19 protein-coding genes are annotated in these 17,499 nt (G+C 60.2%); 7 read left to right on the top strand and 12 right to left on the bottom strand.

Going from position 1 to position 17,499, the window contains the following annotated elements; translation table 11 throughout:
- Nucleotides 1-288: 288 nt before the first annotated feature.
- Together ACP7B0_RS06795 and ACP7B0_RS06790 are read right to left on the bottom strand one after the other, a co-directional pair.
- Nucleotides 289-1,227, bottom strand: a complete 939-nt coding sequence (locus tag ACP7B0_RS06795; RefSeq protein ID WP_426140310.1) for an iron-sulfur-binding ferredoxin reductase — start codon at nucleotides 1,225-1,227, stop codon at nucleotides 289-291.
- The gene (locus ACP7B0_RS06790; protein WP_426140845.1) at nucleotides 1,220-2,281 is read right to left on the bottom strand and encodes a diguanylate cyclase domain-containing protein; all 1,062 of its coding nucleotides are present in this window, start codon (nucleotides 2,279-2,281) and stop codon (nucleotides 1,220-1,222) included. Before ACP7B0_RS06790 ends, ACP7B0_RS06795 begins: the two co-directional genes overlap by 8 nt.
- Nucleotides 2,282-2,713: 432 nt before the next feature.
- On the opposite strand from ACP7B0_RS06790, the gene ACP7B0_RS06785 reads away from it, so the two are divergent.
- Nucleotides 2,714-4,237, top strand: coding sequence for a fumarate hydratase (locus tag ACP7B0_RS06785; protein ID WP_426140309.1), 1,524 nt, complete (start codon nucleotides 2,714-2,716; stop codon nucleotides 4,235-4,237).
- 56 nt (nucleotides 4,238-4,293) lie between these two features.
- On the opposite strand, the gene ACP7B0_RS06780 is transcribed toward ACP7B0_RS06785, so the two are convergent.
- From ACP7B0_RS06780 to ACP7B0_RS06755, 6 genes are all read right to left on the bottom strand, one after another.
- Nucleotides 4,294-4,599: a ribbon-helix-helix domain-containing protein gene (locus ACP7B0_RS06780; protein ID WP_426140308.1), complete on the bottom strand. Its 306-nt coding sequence runs from the start codon at nucleotides 4,597-4,599 to the stop codon at nucleotides 4,294-4,296.
- Nucleotides 4,600-4,620: 21 nt separating this feature from the next.
- Nucleotides 4,621-5,202: a DJ-1/PfpI family protein gene (locus tag ACP7B0_RS06775; protein WP_426140305.1), complete on the bottom strand. Its 582-nt coding sequence runs from the start codon at nucleotides 5,200-5,202 to the stop codon at nucleotides 4,621-4,623.
- 113 nt (nucleotides 5,203-5,315) lie between these two features.
- Nucleotides 5,316-6,473 (bottom strand): phospholipase D-like domain-containing protein, encoded by a 1,158-nt coding sequence (locus ACP7B0_RS06770; protein WP_426140304.1) that lies wholly within the window; start codon nucleotides 6,471-6,473, stop codon nucleotides 5,316-5,318.
- Nucleotides 6,473-7,054 carry a YceI family protein gene (locus ACP7B0_RS06765; RefSeq protein ID WP_426140302.1) on the bottom strand — a complete coding sequence of 194 codons (582 nt, stop codon included), beginning with the start codon at nucleotides 7,052-7,054 and terminating at the stop codon, nucleotides 6,473-6,475. The genes ACP7B0_RS06770 and ACP7B0_RS06765 overlap by 1 nt, the downstream gene beginning before the upstream one ends.
- A gap of 82 nt (nucleotides 7,055-7,136) precedes the next feature.
- Entirely contained in the window at nucleotides 7,137-7,475 is a 339-nt protein-coding gene (locus tag ACP7B0_RS06760; protein ID WP_426140301.1) for an amidase, read from the bottom strand.
- Nucleotides 7,472-8,575, bottom strand: a complete 1,104-nt coding sequence (locus tag ACP7B0_RS06755; RefSeq protein WP_426140299.1) for a serine hydrolase domain-containing protein — start codon at nucleotides 8,573-8,575, stop codon at nucleotides 7,472-7,474. Before ACP7B0_RS06755 ends, ACP7B0_RS06760 begins: the two co-directional genes overlap by 4 nt.
- 218 nt (nucleotides 8,576-8,793) lie before the next feature.
- On the opposite strand from ACP7B0_RS06755, the gene olsB reads away from it, so the two are divergent.
- Together olsB and ACP7B0_RS06745 are read left to right on the top strand one after the other, a co-directional pair.
- Nucleotides 8,794-9,549: an L-ornithine N(alpha)-acyltransferase gene (gene olsB, locus ACP7B0_RS06750; protein ID WP_426140298.1), complete on the top strand. Its 756-nt coding sequence runs from the start codon at nucleotides 8,794-8,796 to the stop codon at nucleotides 9,547-9,549.
- Entirely contained in the window at nucleotides 9,549-10,337 is a 789-nt protein-coding gene (locus tag ACP7B0_RS06745) for a lysophospholipid acyltransferase family protein (RefSeq protein WP_426140296.1), read from the top strand. Before olsB ends, ACP7B0_RS06745 begins: the two co-directional genes overlap by 1 nt.
- On the opposite strand, the gene ACP7B0_RS06740 is transcribed toward ACP7B0_RS06745, so the two are convergent.
- The gene (locus ACP7B0_RS06740; RefSeq protein WP_426140294.1) at nucleotides 10,298-10,894 is read right to left on the bottom strand and encodes an ACP phosphodiesterase; all 597 of its coding nucleotides are present in this window, start codon (nucleotides 10,892-10,894) and stop codon (nucleotides 10,298-10,300) included. The two genes, ACP7B0_RS06745 and ACP7B0_RS06740, sit on opposite strands and share 40 nt — an antisense overlap.
- A 162-nt stretch (nucleotides 10,895-11,056) precedes the next feature.
- Between ACP7B0_RS06740 and ACP7B0_RS06735 the strand changes: the two genes are divergently transcribed.
- Genes ACP7B0_RS06735 through ACP7B0_RS06725 form a run of 3 tightly spaced genes read left to right on the top strand, consistent with a single transcriptional unit; the run spans nucleotide 11,057 to nucleotide 13,655 of the window.
- Nucleotides 11,057-11,371 (top strand): ArsR/SmtB family transcription factor, encoded by a 315-nt coding sequence (locus ACP7B0_RS06735; RefSeq protein WP_426140292.1) that lies wholly within the window; start codon nucleotides 11,057-11,059, stop codon nucleotides 11,369-11,371.
- 38 nt (nucleotides 11,372-11,409) lie between these two features.
- A complete protein-coding gene (locus ACP7B0_RS06730) occupies nucleotides 11,410-12,576 on the top strand; it encodes an MFS transporter (protein WP_426140291.1) in 1,167 nt (388 codons plus the stop codon).
- A gap of 29 nt (nucleotides 12,577-12,605) precedes the next feature.
- Nucleotides 12,606-13,655 carry an alkene reductase gene (locus ACP7B0_RS06725; protein ID WP_426140290.1) on the top strand — a complete coding sequence of 350 codons (1,050 nt, stop codon included), beginning with the start codon at nucleotides 12,606-12,608 and terminating at the stop codon, nucleotides 13,653-13,655.
- 115 nt (nucleotides 13,656-13,770) lie between these two features.
- Here the strand turns inward: ACP7B0_RS06725 and ACP7B0_RS06720 are convergent, their stop codons facing one another.
- The 3 genes from ACP7B0_RS06720 to ACP7B0_RS06710 all read right to left on the bottom strand — a co-directional run bounded on the left by ACP7B0_RS06720 (nucleotide 13,771) and on the right by ACP7B0_RS06710 (nucleotide 16,766).
- A complete protein-coding gene (locus ACP7B0_RS06720; RefSeq protein WP_426140289.1) occupies nucleotides 13,771-14,622 on the bottom strand; it encodes an ATPase in 852 nt (283 codons plus the stop codon).
- A gap of 75 nt (nucleotides 14,623-14,697) precedes the next feature.
- Complete coding sequence (locus ACP7B0_RS06715; RefSeq protein WP_426140288.1) at nucleotides 14,698-15,690, bottom strand: NAD-dependent epimerase/dehydratase family protein; 993 nt, start codon at nucleotides 15,688-15,690, stop codon at nucleotides 14,698-14,700.
- 176 nt (nucleotides 15,691-15,866) lie between these two features.
- Complete coding sequence (locus tag ACP7B0_RS06710; protein WP_426140287.1) at nucleotides 15,867-16,766, bottom strand: LysR family transcriptional regulator ArgP; 900 nt, start codon at nucleotides 16,764-16,766, stop codon at nucleotides 15,867-15,869.
- A 94-nt stretch (nucleotides 16,767-16,860) separates the two neighbouring features.
- Here ACP7B0_RS06710 and ACP7B0_RS06705 point away from each other — a divergent pair, with 94 nt between their 5' ends.
- Nucleotides 16,861-17,463: a LysE/ArgO family amino acid transporter gene (locus ACP7B0_RS06705; protein WP_426140286.1), complete on the top strand. Its 603-nt coding sequence runs from the start codon at nucleotides 16,861-16,863 to the stop codon at nucleotides 17,461-17,463.
- The last annotated feature ends 36 nt before the right edge of the window (nucleotides 17,464-17,499 follow it).

The raw sequence follows: 17,499 nt of genomic DNA, 5'->3' as shown, positions 1-17,499 counted from the left end.
ACTAAACCCGATCGCTGACGTATCAGTGATCGGCGCAGAGTAGTGACCAGGATTCAGAGGCGCAAGCGCGTGGGGTTTACTAGGAAGTTTCATACAAAAGAACAAGACAAGTCTTGCAAGACAGAGCACTAGCGGACAAACAACGCGACTTAACAAGGGAATAACATCAGGGCAGTGAAGTGGATAGCCATAAGCCTCCTGTCACTTTTTACAGCTTACCGGGCGCCGTTTTCGGGTGCAGAGTAGTTCGGGCATGCGTTCCCGCTGAGCCGGGGTTCGTCATGGCGATTATTCGCGCCCCACAAATACATCCGCCAGCAGTTGATTGCGAGGCAGACCCGCCAGATACAACCGCTTGGCAAACCCTTCAACGCTGGCCGGGCTGCCACAGACCAGCGCCATGGTCCGCCTGGACAACAGGCGCAAGTCCGCCAGCACGGTCGGTGAATCTTCGGGGGTCGTCAGCTGTATGTTCAATTGGGGATGCTCTGCCGCCAGCGTCGCCAGTGTTTCAGCCAGATAATGCTCGCTGCTGTCACGTGCCAGATGCACCAGCCGGATCGGCCCCTGATGATCCTGCCGTAACGCCTCGCGCAGTACGCCCCACAACGGCCCGAGTCCGGTGCCCGCGGCCATCAGCAGCAACGGTCGTTCCTGCCAGTCGGCGTCGTATTGCAGCGCGCCGCCACGCAGTTCGCCGAGCCGGACGGGATCGCCCACCTGCAACTGCCGGGCAACGTCGCAGAATGCACCTGAGTGCCGACAGTCCAGATGAAATTCAAGAAACTCATCTTCACCCGGCAGACTCGCCAGAGAATAGGGCCGGGCAATGCCGTTGGCGGTCCAGAGGACCACATGCTGACCCGCGCGATAGCGCAGCGCGAGCGTTGGTGCCAGACGCAGGCGCAGCACCGTCGGGCTGAGCCAGTCCACGCCGCAGACAAGTGCGGGCAAGCCATCACGCAGGGGATTGAAGACCTCCACGGTCAGGTCTTGCACCACCTGACACTGGCAAGACAGACGCCACCCCTGCTGACGCTTGCCTGGGTCCAACGCCTCGGGAAGCCTGTCCAACGGTTCACCTTGAGTGCAGCGCACCAGGCACGCATGGCAACTGCCGGCCCGACAACTGAAGGGAACACGCATGCCCGCCTGGTTAAGCGCATCGAGCAGATTGCTTCCCGACGGGACCGCCCACTGCCGGTCGGCAACACGCACGTCAGGCATCAGCGGTTTCCCAGGCAGCGACACACCGGTTACGTCCGCTACGCTTGGCCAGGTACAAGGCCTGGTCCGCGCGATGCAGCGCGTCGTCGAGGTTGTCGCCCCATTGCAGCAAGGTCATGCCGATAGACAAACTCAGGCACGCATCGGGTAACTCATTGAGCTGAACGCGCGCAAATGACTCGCGCACCCGCTCACAGCACTCAATCAGTTGTTGCTCGGTACAGTAGGGGATCAATAGCACGAACTCTTCTCCGCCATAACGCGCCAGTACATCGGTCTCGCGCAGGCAACTTTCGGCATTGGCAGCGAACGCCTGCAGCACCTGATCCCCGGCCGCATGGCCGTAGCTATCGTTGATGCGCTTGAAGTGGTCGAGGTCGATCAGCGCCAGTCCGTGTAAAGAATAGCCATCGAGCTGAGTCAGCTCCCGGGTGGCCATCCGTAAAAAATAACGGCGATTGTACAGATTGGTCAGCTCATCGGTGGCAGCCAGTTCTTCGAGCTGCAGCATCATGCCGCGCAAGGTGTCCTGGTGAGCCTGCAACGCATAGCGCCGCTGACGCATGCGCATGCGCTGGGTGTGAACGTAGCTGGCAAACAGGCTAAGCCAGAGCAACATGACGAACAAGGCACTCAGTTGCAGCATCGCGGCGGCCGGATGGGCCATCTGTCCATGCCAAAACTCCCAGCCATTAATGGCGCAGAAGCTCACAAACACCAGCAGCGAACACCGGGCAAACACCCACGGGGTCAACTGAAACAGCCCGAATAGCAAAATGGGGGCGTAAAGGATCAGGAATGCGCCGCGCGCGGTATCCAGATAAAAAATCAGCCAGGTGAGCCAGCACAAGGCGAGTACCACCTGAAACTCAGTCAGGCTAGCGTCGTTGAACCGCTGATTGAATCGAGTGAGGAACACCACCAGCAAGGCAATCTGACTGAACACCACCAGGGCGCTGCCGATAATCGCCACATGAAAAGATTGGTGCAGTTCTCCTGCGAGGATCGCCAGCCATGTCAACGACATGACGATGACGTAAGTCCCCGCGGCCATACCAAAACGCTTCAGAAACAGCGCCTGCGTGATCGGAGAGATAACCCTCCCGCTCGTTGTGCTCAAAAGGATTCCTTCCCATAGCGGCACGAGGCCGAAACTTTAGCCTTGCATCCAAAAGTTGGCCAACTGTAACGATAAATACGTTCAAATGTGTTCAATTGCAACCGACGAAAATTGACCCCAAGTGCGCGTAACCCCACGATTGTGAAGCATTTGCGGCTACAGCGCGGTGCGCCAAGGGCGCCATGGCAAGCCCCAGTATGACAACAGACTCTTGCTAACCGATAGATGGACCTGCGCAACGAGCGGGTTATACTGCCGCGCCTTTTTGCGCCAGCCGACTGACCGTAACAACGCTGATACAACAGCCGCGTTTTTAGCATTCGGCACACTTATGAATGTTCCCGTCCCGACAGAGGAGCGCGCCCCATGACCGTGATCAAGCAAGACGACCTGATTCAAAGTGTCGCCGATGCCCTGCAATTCATTTCCTACTACCACCCGGTAGATTTCATTCAAGCCATGCATGAAGCGTATCTGCGTGAAGAGTCGCCCGCTGCCCGCGACTCCATGGCCCAGATCCTCATCAACTCGCGCATGTGTGCCACTGGTCATCGTCCGATCTGCCAGGACACTGGCATCGTGACCGTTTTCGTTCGCGTCGGTATGGACGTGCGCTGGGACGGCGCCACCATGAGCCTGGACGACATGATCAACGAAGGCGTGCGCCGGGCCTACAACCTGCCGGAAAACGTCCTGCGTGCCTCGATCCTGGCCGATCCTGCCGGTAGCCGCAAGAACACCAAGGACAACACTCCAGCCGTTATCCACTACTCCATCGTTCCGGGCAATACCGTGGAAGTGGACATCGCAGCCAAAGGCGGCGGCTCGGAAAACAAATCCAAAATGGCGATGCTCAACCCGTCCGACTCCATCGTCGACTGGGTTCTGAAAACCGTGCCGACCATGGGCGCGGGCTGGTGTCCACCGGGCATGCTCGGCATTGGCATCGGCGGCACCGCCGAGAAAGCCGCGGTCATGGCCAAGGAAGTGTTGATGGAGTCCATCGACATTCATGAGCTGAAACTGCGCGGCCCGTCCAACCGTATCGAAGAGATGCGCCTGGAACTGTTCGAGAAGGTCAACCAGTTGGGCATCGGTGCCCAGGGCCTTGGCGGCCTGACCACCGTACTCGATGTGAAGATCATGGATTACCCGACCCACGCCGCTTCGTTGCCGGTGTGCATGATCCCCAACTGCGCCGCGACCCGGCACACGCACTTTGTGCTGGATGGCAGCGGCCCGGTGGCGCAGGAAGCACCGCCTCTGGACGCGTACCCTGAAATCGTCTGGGAAGCCGGCCCGTCGGCGCGCCGTGTGAACCTCGACACCCTGACGCCGGAAGACGTGCAAAGCTGGAAGCCCGGCGAAACCGTACTGCTCAACGGCAAGATGCTGACCGGTCGCGACGCCGCGCACAAACGCATGGTCGAGATCCTCAACAGGGGCGAAACCCTGCCGGTTGACCTCAAAGGCCGCTTCATCTATTACGTCGGGCCGGTAGATCCGGTGCGCGAAGAAGTGGTCGGCCCTGCTGGCCCGACCACGGCCACGCGGATGGACAAATTCACCCGGCAGATCCTCGACCAGACCGGCCTGTTGGGCATGATCGGTAAATCCGAGCGCGGCCCGACGGCGATCGAAGCGATCAGGGACTACAAAGCGGTTTACCTGATGGCAGTCGGCGGCGCGGCTTATCTGGTGGCCCAGGCCATCAAGAAATCCCGCGTCGTGGCCTTTGCCGAACTGGGTATGGAAGCGATCTACGAGTTCGAGGTCAAGGACATGCCTGTGACGGTGGCCGTGGACAGCAACGGCGAATCGGTACACATCACCGGTCCGCAGATCTGGCAGAAGAAGATCGCCGACAGTCTGGCGGTTGAAGTGCAGTAACGGTTCATCCCGATAAACCCGCAGCGATGCGGGTTTATTCATTGTTGAATCACAGATCAGGTTGCAACCGTCCGGACAATCTTCAGCTCGGGAACAACCTGTCTGGCCTGCGTCAGATACCGGGTGCAACTGACCCGTAAAAACGACGCAAAATTGACCACCTCGCCGCGATAATCCATCACTTCTTCATACAACCGGTTAATCAGTTGATTGGTCGTCATGCCGTCGTGTTGGGCAATTTCGGCAAGGAGGTCCCAGAACTGGTTTTCCAGACGCAACGTTGTCACCACGCCGCAGATGCGTAACGAGCGCGAACGGGACTCGTAGAGTATGGGATCGGCTTTTACGTAAAGCTCGCACATGGTGGCTGCCCTCCGGCATTGTCAAAGGCTGATTTCTGTGCCCAGCAACACCAGAAACCCGGCCAGCCACGCCGGATGCGCAGGCCATGCGGGGGCGGTCACGAGGTTGCCGTCGGTGTGGGCCGCCGTGACGTCGATGTCCATGAACGTACCGCCGCCCAAGCGCACTTCGGGCGCACACGCCGGGTAAGCGCTGCATTCGCGCCCCTGGAGAATGCCGGCCGCCGCCAGCAACTGCGCGCCGTGGCACACGGCGGCGATGGGTTTATCCGCCTTGTCGAAGGCACGCACCCACTCAAGAAGGGTGTCGTTCAAACGCAGGTATTCGGGGGCGCGACCACCGGGGATCAGCAGCGCGTCGTAATCCTGGACGTTGACCTGATCGAAATCGAAGTTCACGGCAAAGTGATGCCCGGGCTTCTCGCTGTACGTCTGATCACCCTCGAAGTCGTGAATCGCGGTACGCACGGTTTGCCCGGACTTCTTGCCGGGGCAGACGGCGTGAACGACATGCCCGACCATCAGCATGGCCTGAAAGGGCACCATCACTTCATAGTCTTCGACGTAATCGCCGACCAGCATCAGGATTTTCTTGGCAGCCATCTTCGTTCTCCTTTTGGGCAATTGGGCCAGTATCGGCCTAAGTAGAAAGCCGTGGTAACAGCCTAGTACTACAAGAGGAGAAGTCGATGACCGCTAGCGCTGCCGGTTTGCCTTCAATTACGCCCATCCAGCAAATTCACCACCAGCCGGTCAATCCAGCCCCAGAGGCGCTGCTTGACCCGACTCCACAACGGGCGGGATTTCCAGTCCGCCAGCGTGATTTCCTTGCTCACGGAAAAGTCTTTTTCAAAACTGGCCACCACGTCATCGGTCAACCCGGAGTCCAGTGCCTCAAGGTTGGCTTCGAGGTTGAAGTGCAGGTTCCAATGGTCGAAGTTGCACGAGCCAATGCTGACCCAGTCGTCGATCAACACCATTTTCAGGTGCAGGAAGCAGGGTTGGTACTCGAAGATTTTCACGCCCCCGCGCAGCAGTCGCGGGTAATAGCGATGGCCCGCGTAGCGCACCGAGGGGTGATCGGTGCGTGGACCGGTCAGCAACAAGCGCACATCAATGCCCCGCTCTGCCGCCTTGCGCAGCGAACGCCTGACTTTCCAGGTCGGCAGGAAATACGGCGTCGCCAGCCAGATGCGCTTATGACCGCTGTTCAGTGCGCGCACCAGTGACTGCAAAATGTCGCGATGCTGACGGGCGTCGGCATACGCCACACGGCCCAACCCGTCTCCCGACACGGGCACCTTTGGCAGGCGTGGCAGGCCGAACGTTTCAACGGGACGCCAGGCCGTGCGGCGTGGATTAGCGTGAAACTGGCGGTCGAACAAGGCTTGCCAGTCGATGACCAGCGGGCCGGAAATCTCCACCATCACCTCATGCCATTCGCTGACGTCCTCCGCCGGGTTCCAGAATTCATCCGTCACACCGGTGCCGCCCACCACTGCCAGCCTTTTGTCCACCAGCAACAGCTTGCGATGGTCGCGATACAGATTGCGCACGCCCCGGCGCCAGTGAATGTGGTTATAGAAACGCAGGATGCCCCCGGCGTCAGTAAGCCGGTTGCGCAGATTCAAGGTAAAGGCCTTGGCGCCAAAATCGTCAAACAGGCAGCGCACGATGACGCCACGTTGCGCCGCGTCCACCAATGCACGCACCACGGCTTCGGCGCAGGCGCCCGCTTCAACCAGGTAAAGCTCCAGGTCCACTTGCTGCTGCGCGCCGTCGATGGCCGCGATCATGCGGGGAAAAAATGCCGGACCGTCGATCAGCAGTTTGAATTGGTTGTCCTTGCGCCAAGGAAAGATCGCCCCGGCCATCAGCGAGCCGTGAAAATCAGAACAGCGCCAACGGGAACCGAGAGGCTGATGGCGGATAACCCGGTCATGCTGCGCAGGGAGTTGACGCCCGGAGCCAGATCAAAGTCCTGGGCATGCATCACCAGCGGCTCAAGGGTCACGACTTGAAAGCGTTGCTGATCAAGGCGCGTGGCAAGCAACTCGGCCGTGTAGCGATGGGTCTTGCCGTGTAATTGAACGGTCAGCGGCAGGCGTAATTCCAGCTGCGCGCCCGGCGCCAGATCGTTGATGGGCTGCAAATCCAGTTGAGCCTTGATCCGCGCATTGGGGAATTTTTTGACTTCGAACAAGGCATCGCGAAGGCGCTCGTCGCGCAACGCGATGCCGGTATTCACCGACTCCAGTTCAACCGTAAGCTCGGCGCGACCGTTACGGTCGACTTTGCCATGCAACACGAGAAAGCGATGAACTTCAGCGGTGTCGGCATTTTTTGTGGACGTGAATGACAGCCGTGACGACTCGTTATCCAGATACCAGTTCGCCTGAGCGGGAAGCGCGAGCACGGCCAAAAAGGCCAGCAGCAGGCGGGTGGTGGTGTGCATGCAAACTCCAGAGGCGCATTGAGGGGGCAACCTTACCGCCTGTCTGACCGCTGGCAAACCGCTATGTTCGCAATGCTGCTCATCAAGGCGTTTCCGGCAACAGCCGACAACCCTGCCGCTCGCCTTGCCAGGCGGCGCTGCTGGTACGGCCCAGACCGCTGGCGGTCACCCGTTTTTGGTTCGCATCGTCCGTCAGGGTACTGGGTACGTACTGTTTGACGTAGACGCGGCAATAAGCGGCTGAATTAAGCATGACGTAGCGACAGGAGCAATATTCTTTGGCGGTGTAGGCGCTGATGATCCCGGGAAACGCCCTCAGGGCGACGCGATCCCGCCAGGCCAGAAAGCCCAGGGCGATCAGTATCAACAGCAACAGGCTGCTAAACGGTCGGCGGCGAATGAAGTGTCGGCGAGCAGTCATTGGCCCTTCCTTTGGCCGAACGCAGCCAGCGCAAGCTTGAGCAATTGATCGTGATCGTAGCTGCCATCGCGATCATCGGCGTAACGCACGATCACCAGGCCGGCACTGGGTATCACGTAGAGCGCCTGCCCCCAATGGCCCAGCGCGGCGAAGGTGTCGCGTGGCGCATCAGGCCAGGGGCCGTGCGCGCCGTCCCAGGTGTGATTGAGCCACCATTGTCCGCCAGGGATTTCAACACCGGGGTGTATGTTCAGCCCCGCGAAGGGCGTCAGCACGAACTTCACCCAGGCTTCGGGCAACAACTGTCGGTCATTCCAGCGCCCGCGTCGCTGCATCAACAGCCCGACGCGGGCCAGATCGCGGGCGGTCATGTAGGCGTAGGACGACCCCACGAACGTGCCAGCGGCGTCGGTTTCCCAAACCGCACCTCGAACGCCCAGAGGGTCGAACAGTGCTGTCCAGGGATAATCGGCGTACGCCTGCTCGCCCACCATGCCTTTGAGCGCGGCGGACAACAGGTTGCTGTCGCCGCTGGAATATGAAAACCAGATCCCCGGCATCGACCCGCGAGGATGTTGCGCAGTGAAACGCGCCATGTCGCTACGGCCGAGGGTATAAAGCATGGCCACCACTGAGGAGTTGAGCGGCGCGTACTCGTAGTCTTCCTGCCAGTCGAGCCCGGAAGCCCAATGCAGCAGATCCCTGAGTTTGATATCGGGATGTTCCGCCATGGGCTTGTAAAACTTCGCCACGGGGTCATCCAACTGAAAGCGGCCCTGCCCCGATGCCACACCCAGCACCGTCGCCATCACGCTCTTGCTGATTGACCAGGTCAGGTGCGCCGTGGCCGCGGAGGTCTCCCCGGCGTAGCGCTCATAGATGACCTGGCCGTCACGTATCACCAGCAAGGCGTCGGTGCGCACACCTTTACGCTCCACATCGTCCCGGGGTGGAAATGCGTAAGCTTCAAGGCGTTCAAGCGCTGGCGTCTTGGGCGCGGTATTGATTGACCAGTCGGGTGCCGGCCAATTCTCGGCGTTGGCGGAAACCGCAATAAGGCTGATCAACAGCATGAACAGGCATATAAGCCAACGACGCATGGCACGGACCCTTGACGGAGTCCGGATACTTTAGCAGTCGTTCATGACAGAACAGCCCTCCTTCTTGAGTGCCGGATGCCGGCCACCCCGTCACACAACCATCATTAAAGCGTCACGGTGGTGACACGGCGCCTGCCTAGCCTGCATAAGTACAGCAAAGCGCTTGGCCATTTCAGCCCATCGCCCGCACTTGCAGGGCTGGCTTACGGAGAGTTCGCATGACCCAGATCGCCCGTATTCGTGACACCGCTAACGACCGCCGCCTTCAGGCTGAACGCCTGACCGGCAGCAAAGCCTTGCAGGAAGCACAGGCCCTGCGTTTCAGTGTTTTCAGCGGCGAATTCAACGCAAAACTCAAGGGCGCCGAACTGGGCCTGGACATGGACGACTACGACGTACACTGCTCGCACATCGGCGTGCGCGACTTGAGCACAGGCAAGCTGGTAGCAACCACTCGCCTGCTGGATCACAAGGCAGCCAACACCCTGGGCCGCTTCTACAGCGAAGAAGAATTCAGCCTGCACGGGCTGAGCCACCTGCAAGGCCCGATTCTGGAACTGGGCCGCACGTGCGTCGATCCTGCTTACCGCAACGGCGGCACCATCGCGGTGCTGTGGAGCGAGTTGGCCGAGATCCTCAACGAAGGCGGCTACAGCTACCTGATGGGTTGCGCCAGCATTCCGATGCAGGATGGCGGCATTCAGGCCCACGCCATCATGCAGCGTCTGCGTGAGCGTTACCTGTGCACCGAAAACCTGCGCGCCGAGCCGAAAAACCCGTTGCCCTCGCTGGATCTGCCAAGCAACGTGATTTGTGAGATGCCGCCCTTGCTCAAAGCCTACATGCGCCTGGGTGCAAAAATCTGCGGCGAGCCGTGCTGGGACGAAGACTTCCAGGTGGCCGACGTGTTCATCCTGCTCAAGCGCGACGAACTCTGCCCGCGCTACGCCCGCCACTTCAAGGCAGCCGTGTGATGAGCCGCACGCGCGGGTACCTGCGAGTGACCAGAGTGCTGGCGGTCATTGCTCTGGGGCTGACGATTGCCGGGGCGTTTTCCTTGATGGAACGTTTTCGCATCGGCAACTCGATGGCCAGACGACAACGCTGGAGCCGCTGGTTCATGGCGCGCCTGACCAACGCCCTGCCATTTCGTGTCACGGTGAGCGGTGAGCTGCCAAGTCAACCGATGCTGTGGGTCAGCAATCATGTGTCCTGGACCGACATTCCGTTGCTCGGCATGCTGGCACCGCTGTCATTTCTGTCCAAGGCCGAAGTGCGCACCTGGCCGGTTGCCGGCTGGCTGGCAGTGAAAGCCGGCACGTTGTTCATTCGCCGGGGTTCGGGTGAAAGCCGTCTGATTCAGCGGCAGATGAGCAATCACCTGCAGAAGGACAATGCGCTGATGATTTTCCCGGAAGGCACCACCACCGATGGCCGCGGCCTGCGCACCTTTCATGGCCGTCTGCTGTCCAGCGCCATCGACACCGGCGTGCCGGTGCAGCCCGTGGCTATTCGGTATTCGCGCAATGGCAAACCAGACCCCATCGCGCCCTTTATCGGCGACGACGATCTGCTCTCCCATCTGCGTCGCCTGTTCGCCAATGAACAGGGTGACGTGCATATCCAGTTGTTGCAGCCGATTGCCTCCGCTGGCCAAGAACGCGCCGCCCTGGCCTTCCAAGCCCAGCAGGCGGTTCAAGTGGCGTTGTTTGGTGAAGTCGATCAACCGGCGGAGCTGTCTCGTCCGGCCAGGGCTGCTTGAGCGAAATCTTGCAGCAGCGGATAAAACGCGTCGAAATCGGCACTCAAGGGCTGGTAAAGCGTCTGCAGTTCCTGCATGGCATTTGCCAGCCCTTGCGGCCGCGATAGACGCCGGGCAATCCCCGCCAGCACTTGCTCCACCACCGCAAAATCCCGATACGAACTCAACCAGTCCTGAGCCGCCATACGCGGCGCAATCAGAGCCAGCCGATCCGGCAATTGCGGCTCTGCGGCGAGCACGCCATACACCCTTCGCGTGAACGCCTCCAGCGGCATATCGGCGTAACGCTGCCAGTCCCGGGCCAGACAGTGGTCAAAAAACACATCCAGAATAATCCCCGCGTAACGCCGCCGCTGGGCGGGAAATCGCGCAATGGCATCTTTGACCAAAGGATGGCTGTCAGTGAACGCATCGATGCTGCGATGCAACTGAATGGCGTCGGCCAGCTCCTGAGTAAAGCGCCCCGCCAAAGGTCCTTTGACGAAATCGCCATACAGGCTGCCGAGCAATTGGGGCGGACGTTGGCCGCCGAGGTGCAGGTGAGCAAGGTAATTCATGCCGTCAGCGTACGCCCTGAACGGGCCGCCAGGCAAATATCGTTATAACCCGATATAGCGTTTTGGCCTGTGCTCAGCAGAAAATCATATTTGTATATCGCGAAATACCAATATAAAGTTCGTTCCATCGCGATATCGCGCTATACCCATATTGAGAACGAAATGCCTATCGACCTCGACGAAATAATAAAAGCCCTGGCTCATCCTGTTCGCCGCGAAATCCTGGTGTGGCTCAAAGATCCACTCACCAGCTTTCCCGACCAGCAGCATTCCACGGAGAACGGTGTCTGCGCCGGTCAGATCGACCAACGCGCGGGACTCTCGCAATCCACGATTTCTGCCCATCTGGCCACACTGCAACGCGCGGGTCTGATCAGCAGCAAGAAGGTTGGCCAATGGCACTTCTTCAGACGCAACGAAGAAGTCATTCAGGCCTTTATTGATGCCTTGCTGATGGAGCTGAAAAAGCCGTCCTGACCCGTCGCCCCAACTCTCTTCAATCAGGAGATGCCCCCGTGCCTCTTTCGCTGTTAATTCTGGCCCTCAGTGCCTTCGCCATCGGCACCACCGAGTTCGTCATCATGGGCTTGCTGCCTGATGTGGCGAGCGATCTCGGTGTCTCGATCCCGGGTGCCGGCTGGCTGGTCACCGGTTACGCACTGGGCGTAGCCGTGGGTGCGCCGTTCATGGCCATGGCTACTGCCAGGCTGCCGCGCAAGGCCGCTCTGGTCACGCTGATGGGAATCTTCATCATCGGCAATCTGCTCTGCGCCATCGCCAGCGACTACAACCTGTTGATGTTCGCTCGAGTGATCACGGCGTTGTGCCACGGTGCGTTCTTCGGTATCGGGTCGGTGGTGGCAGCGGGGCTGGTTCCGGCCAATCGTCGTGCATCGGCCGTGGCCTTGATGTTCACCGGCCTGACGCTGGCCAACGTGCTGGGCGTACCGCTGGGTACCGCGCTGGGCCAACAGGCCGGCTGGCGCTCGACGTTCTGGGCTGTAACGGTCATTGGCGTGATCGCGCTGATCGGCCTGATTCGCTATCTGCCGACCAAACGCGACGAAGAAAAACTCGACATGCGCGCTGAGCTGGGCGCCCTCAAAGGCGCTGGCATCTGGCTGTCCCTGACCATGACCGCGCTGTTCTCCGCCTCGATGTTCACCCTCTTCACCTACGTCGCGCCGCTGCTGGGCGACGTCACTGGCGTCTCGCCAAAAGGCGTGACCTGGACCTTGCTGCTCATCGGCCTGGGCCTGACGGTCGGCAATGTCATCGGCGGCAAGCTGGCGGACAAGCGACTGGCCGCGACGCTGATGGGCGTCTTCATCGCCATGGCCGTGATTTCAACGGTGCTGAGCTGGACCAGCGTGGCGTTGATCCCGACCGAAATCACCCTGTTCCTCTGGGCCACTGCGTCGTTTGCCGCCGTTCCGGCCCTGCAGATCAACGTGGTGACCTACGGCAAGGCGGCACCGAATCTGGTTTCGACCCTGAACATCGGCGCCTTCAATGTCGGCAACGCATTGGGCGCGTGGGTCGGCGGCAGCGTCATTGCCCACGGCCTTGGGCTGACCAGCGTCCCCCTGGCCGCCGCCGCTCTGGCCGTGCTGGCGCTGATTGTCACCCTGATTACTTTTCGCCAGAGCGCCAATCCCGACCTGGCACCTGCTACCCGTTAATCACTTTGATCATTCAAGAGGTTTGAACCATGACGACTATCTTCGACCCGATCACCCTGGGCGAGCTGCACCTGAACAACCGCATTATCATGGCACCGCTGACCCGCTGCCGCGCCGATGAAGGTCGCGTGCCCAACGCGATGATGGCCGAATACTACGTGCAGCGCGCCTCGGCGGGCCTGATCATCACCGAAGCCACCTCAGTCATGCCAATGGGCGTCGGTTATCCGGACACGCCGGGCATCTGGTCCAACGATCAAGTCCGTGGCTGGAGCAACATCACCAAAGCCGTGCACGCCGCCGGTGGCAAAATCGTTATGCAACTGTGGCATGTGGGACGGATTTCCCACCCGCTGTACCTCAATGACGAAACACCGGTTGCGCCGAGCGCCATCAAGCCTGAAGGCCATGTCAGCCTGGTTCGCCCGCTGGCAGACTTTGTGACGCCGCGCGCCCTTGAACTGGCCGAAATCGCCGACATCGTCGATGCCTACCGCGTCGGCGCAGAAAACGCCAAGGCCGCTGGCTTTGACGGCGTGGAAATCCACGGTGCCAACGGTTACCTGCTGGATCAGTTCCTGCAAACCAGCACCAACCAGCGCACCGACCAATACGGCGGCTCCCTGGAAAACCGTGCGCGCCTGATGCTTGAAGTGGTGGATGCGGCCATCGATGTCTGGGGCGCTGGTCGTGTCGGCCTACACCTTTCACCGCGTGCCGACTTGCACGACATGGGTGACGACAACCTGGCTGAAACCTTCGGCTATGTGGCCACCGAGATGGGCAAACGCGGCATCGCGTTCATCTGCGCCCGCGAACGCGAAGCCGGCGACAGCATCGGTCCGCAGTTGAAAAAAGCATTCGGGGGGGCTTATATCGCCAACGAGAAATTCACCAAAGAGTCGGCCAACGAATGGCTGGCCAACGGCTCGGCCGACGCCGTCGCCTTCGGTGTTCCTTTTATCGCCAACCCGGATCTGCCAGCGCGCCTGAAACAGGATGCAGAGCTCAACGCCCCGCACCCGGAAACGTTTTACGCCAAAGGGCCAGTCGGTTATATCGACTATCCGGCGCTGTGAGGTAGCCCCCACAAGGGCGATCCGTTAGCGCGAAGCTTGCCCGCGAAGTCTGACTACGCGGAATATCCGTTAGCCGCCTCGGCTGATTCGCGGGTAAGCCTCGCCCCAACGTTGACTACCTTCGAGCATTCAACTGCTGCGACAAGGTTTGAATCTGCGCGGTCAACGTATTGATATTGCGCGTGACTTGCGCACGGAAGGCATCAAACTCGGCGGTATTGGTACCTGCTGCCGGAGCGGGACGATTTTCCTGCTCGCTCTTGAGCACAATCAGGTCCTGTTCCAGGCGCTCAATCGCTGCAGCCGGATTGCCTTGCTTCTTCAATGCCGCTACATCGGCGTTCAGGCTTTTGAGCTCAGCGTCTATTTTTTCCTGCTCGCCTTGAGCGGATTTAGCCTCAGGCACGGCCGCCTTGAGCGTGGCCAACTCGGTGGTAATCGCTTTGAGCTGCTCCTCCAGTTGCGCGTTGGAGCTCTGCTGCTGAGCCGTCTGCGTCGTCATTTGCTCCAGACGCTTTTCCAGTGCCGATTGCTGGCCGGTGACGCTTTCCTGCAGTTTGTCCTGATCAGCCAGTTGGTCCTCAAGCACTTTGATCCGCTGCTTGAGTGCCACGCCGTCCACGACCACTGACTCGGTGGCGACCACCTTCCCGGAAATATCCTGCAGACGCCCCGCCGCTTCTTCGCTGATGCGAGCAAAGCTCTCCTGGGTGGCAACCAGTTGCTGCTCCATGAGGGATATCTGCTGAAAACTCCACCAGCCCAGCCCGCAAAAGGCAATGAAAAGTGCGCCTACCAATGCCCACAACGGGCCGGTGCTCGGCGCCTTGACCTTGACCACTGGCGTATCTCGGGAATAGACCGTGGTGCGCTTGCGCGCGCCGCTGGTGGGCGCGAAGTCGTCATCGTCGTCCTTGGCGCTGAGATTCGGGACGTCATCAACGTCGTCGTAAGGATCGTTACGCATGGGGAACCCTGTATGAATCCGTCTTTAGGCTGAAAGTCGAGGGAGTATAACCCCTGCGATTTGCAGCGATGGCGCTCACATGTTTTGTTGCGCTTTCCACCAGTCACAAAACTCGTCCAGCGCAGCCCAGAGGCTGACCTGGGGCTGGTAGTCCAGATAATGCCGCGCCCGGCTGATATCAAGGGTGAAATCCTTGCTCATGACCTGCATCGCCAGACGCGACAGCGTAGGTTCAGGTCGGCCCGGCCACAGCAGGCACGCGCCTTCATTTATAGCCGCCGCCGCATAGGCCAGACCGTAGGAACGATAACGTGTTACCTGGGGCATCTGCATGCGACGCATCACATAGTTGACGGCATCCCATACTGGCACTGGCGTGCCGTTGCTGACGTTGTACGCCTTGCCCAAGGCCGATCCGGTCGCCAGCAGACTGCCGAGCATCGCCTGATTGAGGTTGTGCACGCTGGTGAAATCAACGACGTTGAGCCCGTTACCGATGATCGACAAACGGTTTTTGCGCTGCATGTTCAACAGCCGGGGGAAAATACTGTTATCCCCCGCGCCGGTCACAAAGCGTGGACGCAAGGCGATGACTTCCAGACCGAATTCCTCGGCACCAAACACCTTCTGCTCGGCCAGGTATTTCGTCGCTGCGTACTGATTGTTGAAGCGCTTGGGGACCTGTTCTTCCGTGATGCCAAGATGAGAGCGGCCGTCGAAATAAATCGAAGGCGACGATAAATGCACCAGACGCCGTACCCGCTCTTTCAAGCAGGCTTCAACCACGTTTTCGGTGACCTGCACATTGCCCTGGATGAAATCCTGCTTGCGGCCCCAGACGCCCACCGCCCCGGCGCAATGCACCACGGCCTCGACGTCCCGGCATAGCTCGCGCACAAGCTCCGGGTCAATCAAATCACCTTGAATAAACTCGGCGCCGCGCCTTACCAGGTGTTCGACACCTTCAGGACGGCGACCGTTGACCCGTACGCTGAACCCCTGCTCCAAGGCAAAACGCGCGAAGCGTCCGCCAATGAAGCCGCTTGCGCCGGTGACCAGAATCTTCATTTACCGCTCCATCAGATTTCGTTTTAACGTTAATGCCACCCCATTTTCTGTTGGAGCGTGGCTTGCCCGCGAGGGCGTCATTTCAGGCAATGAAAGTTCGTCGATTGGAATTCCGATTCGCGCGCCCGCCTCGCTCCAACAAGACCCGGCAGTATCGCCAAGTCACCCACTGACGCTCAATCAGCCTCCAGCGGCACCAACCATTGCCCGGCCTGTTGCGCCAGATGTCCGGTCAACTGCGTCAAGAGCTGCCCGCCGTTGCGCCAGTGATGCCAATACAGCGGCACATCAACCGGCTTGCCCGGCACCAGCTCCACCAGCGTACCCCGTTGCAGCTGTTCGCGAACCTGAAGTTCGGGTGCCAGCCCCCACCCCATGCCGACCTCGATCATGCGGATGAAGCCTTCGGATGAGGGGCATAAATGATGCTCGAATCCGCCCTCAACCCCAAGCGATGCCAGATAACGATGCTGCAGGAAATCATCCGGCCCGAAGACCAGCGCCGGCGTGCGCGGCAATAGCGCCGCACCGACACCCCCGGGAAAGTGCCGCTGGATAAACGCCGGGCTGGCCAGCGCACGATAGCGCATCGCACCCAGCGCCTGGCTGCGCGCACCGGCCACTGGCCGTTCGCTGCCACAGACACAGGCCGCCACTTCTCCCGCACGCATGCGCTTGAGCCCCACATCCTGATCCTCTACAACCAGGTCCAGCAGCAAGTGGTGCTGCGCGCAAAAATCCCCCACCGCCGATGCCCACCAGGTGGCAAGGCTGTCGGCGTTGATTGCGATGCGCAGCCGTTCGGGCATGCCTTCTTCATCCAGGGCCGGCACCTGGCTTTGCAAGTCCCGCTCAAGCAGCCGCACCTGCTGCACATGGTTGAGCAGACGCATGCCAATCTCGGTAGGACGCGGCGGCGTCGCCCGTATCAACACCGGTTGGCCGATGCGCGCTTCCAGCAGCTTGATGCGTTGCGACACCGCCGACTGAGAAAGGCTCAGCACCTGCGCCGCTCGCTCGAAACCGGCCTGCTCAATCACTGCGGCGAGTGCAGACAACAATTTGTAGTCAAACATCAGTTTTCCTAATGAGCAATCAGGATTATTGGTTTTCCTTATACAGCGCCGACTTTCAGAATAGCCACATAAACCTGTTTTCGGAGCGTATTCCATGTGGCAAAGCTACCTTAATGGCCTGTTGGTCGCGGCGGGGCTGATCATGGCCATCGGCACTCAGAATGCTTTCGTTCTGGCCCAGAGCCTGCGCCGGGAGCATCACGTGCCGGTCGCCCTGTTGTGCGTTGCCTGCGATGCACTGCTGGTCGCCGCCGGTGTTTTCGGGCTGGCCAGTGTGCTTGCCCATAATCCGACCGTTCTGGCGGTGGCACGCTGGGGTGGCGTGGTGTTTCTGCTGTGGTACGGCAGCCTGGCCTTGCGCCGCGCCTGCTCGCGCCAGAGCCTGCAACGAAACGAAGTGGTCGGCTTGCGCTCTCGGCGGGCGGTGCTGTTGAGTGCCTTGGCAGTGACGCTGCTCAATCCCCATGTCTACCTCGATACCGTGCTGCTCATCGGTTCGCTGGGGGCGCAGCAAAGTGTCCCTGGCGCTTACGTGTTCGGTGCGGCAAGTGCATCGCTGCTGTGGTTCAGCGCCTTGGCGCTCGGGGCCGCGTGGCTCGCGCCCTGGCTGGCCAGACCGGCCACCTGGCGGGTGCTGGACCTGCTGGTCGCCGTCATGATGTTCAGCGTGGCGGCCCAGCTGATCAAGGATGCTTGAAGCACCTGCACTATTTCATGCCGTTCAGGCAAAGGC

This window comes from Pseudomonas sp. DWP3-1-2 (assembly GCF_049896285.1).
GTDB lineage: Bacteria > Pseudomonadota > Gammaproteobacteria > Pseudomonadales > Pseudomonadaceae > Aquipseudomonas.
The sequence above is the reverse complement of the archived record's forward strand: the minus strand, read 5'-3'. Positions and strand labels throughout refer to the sequence as shown.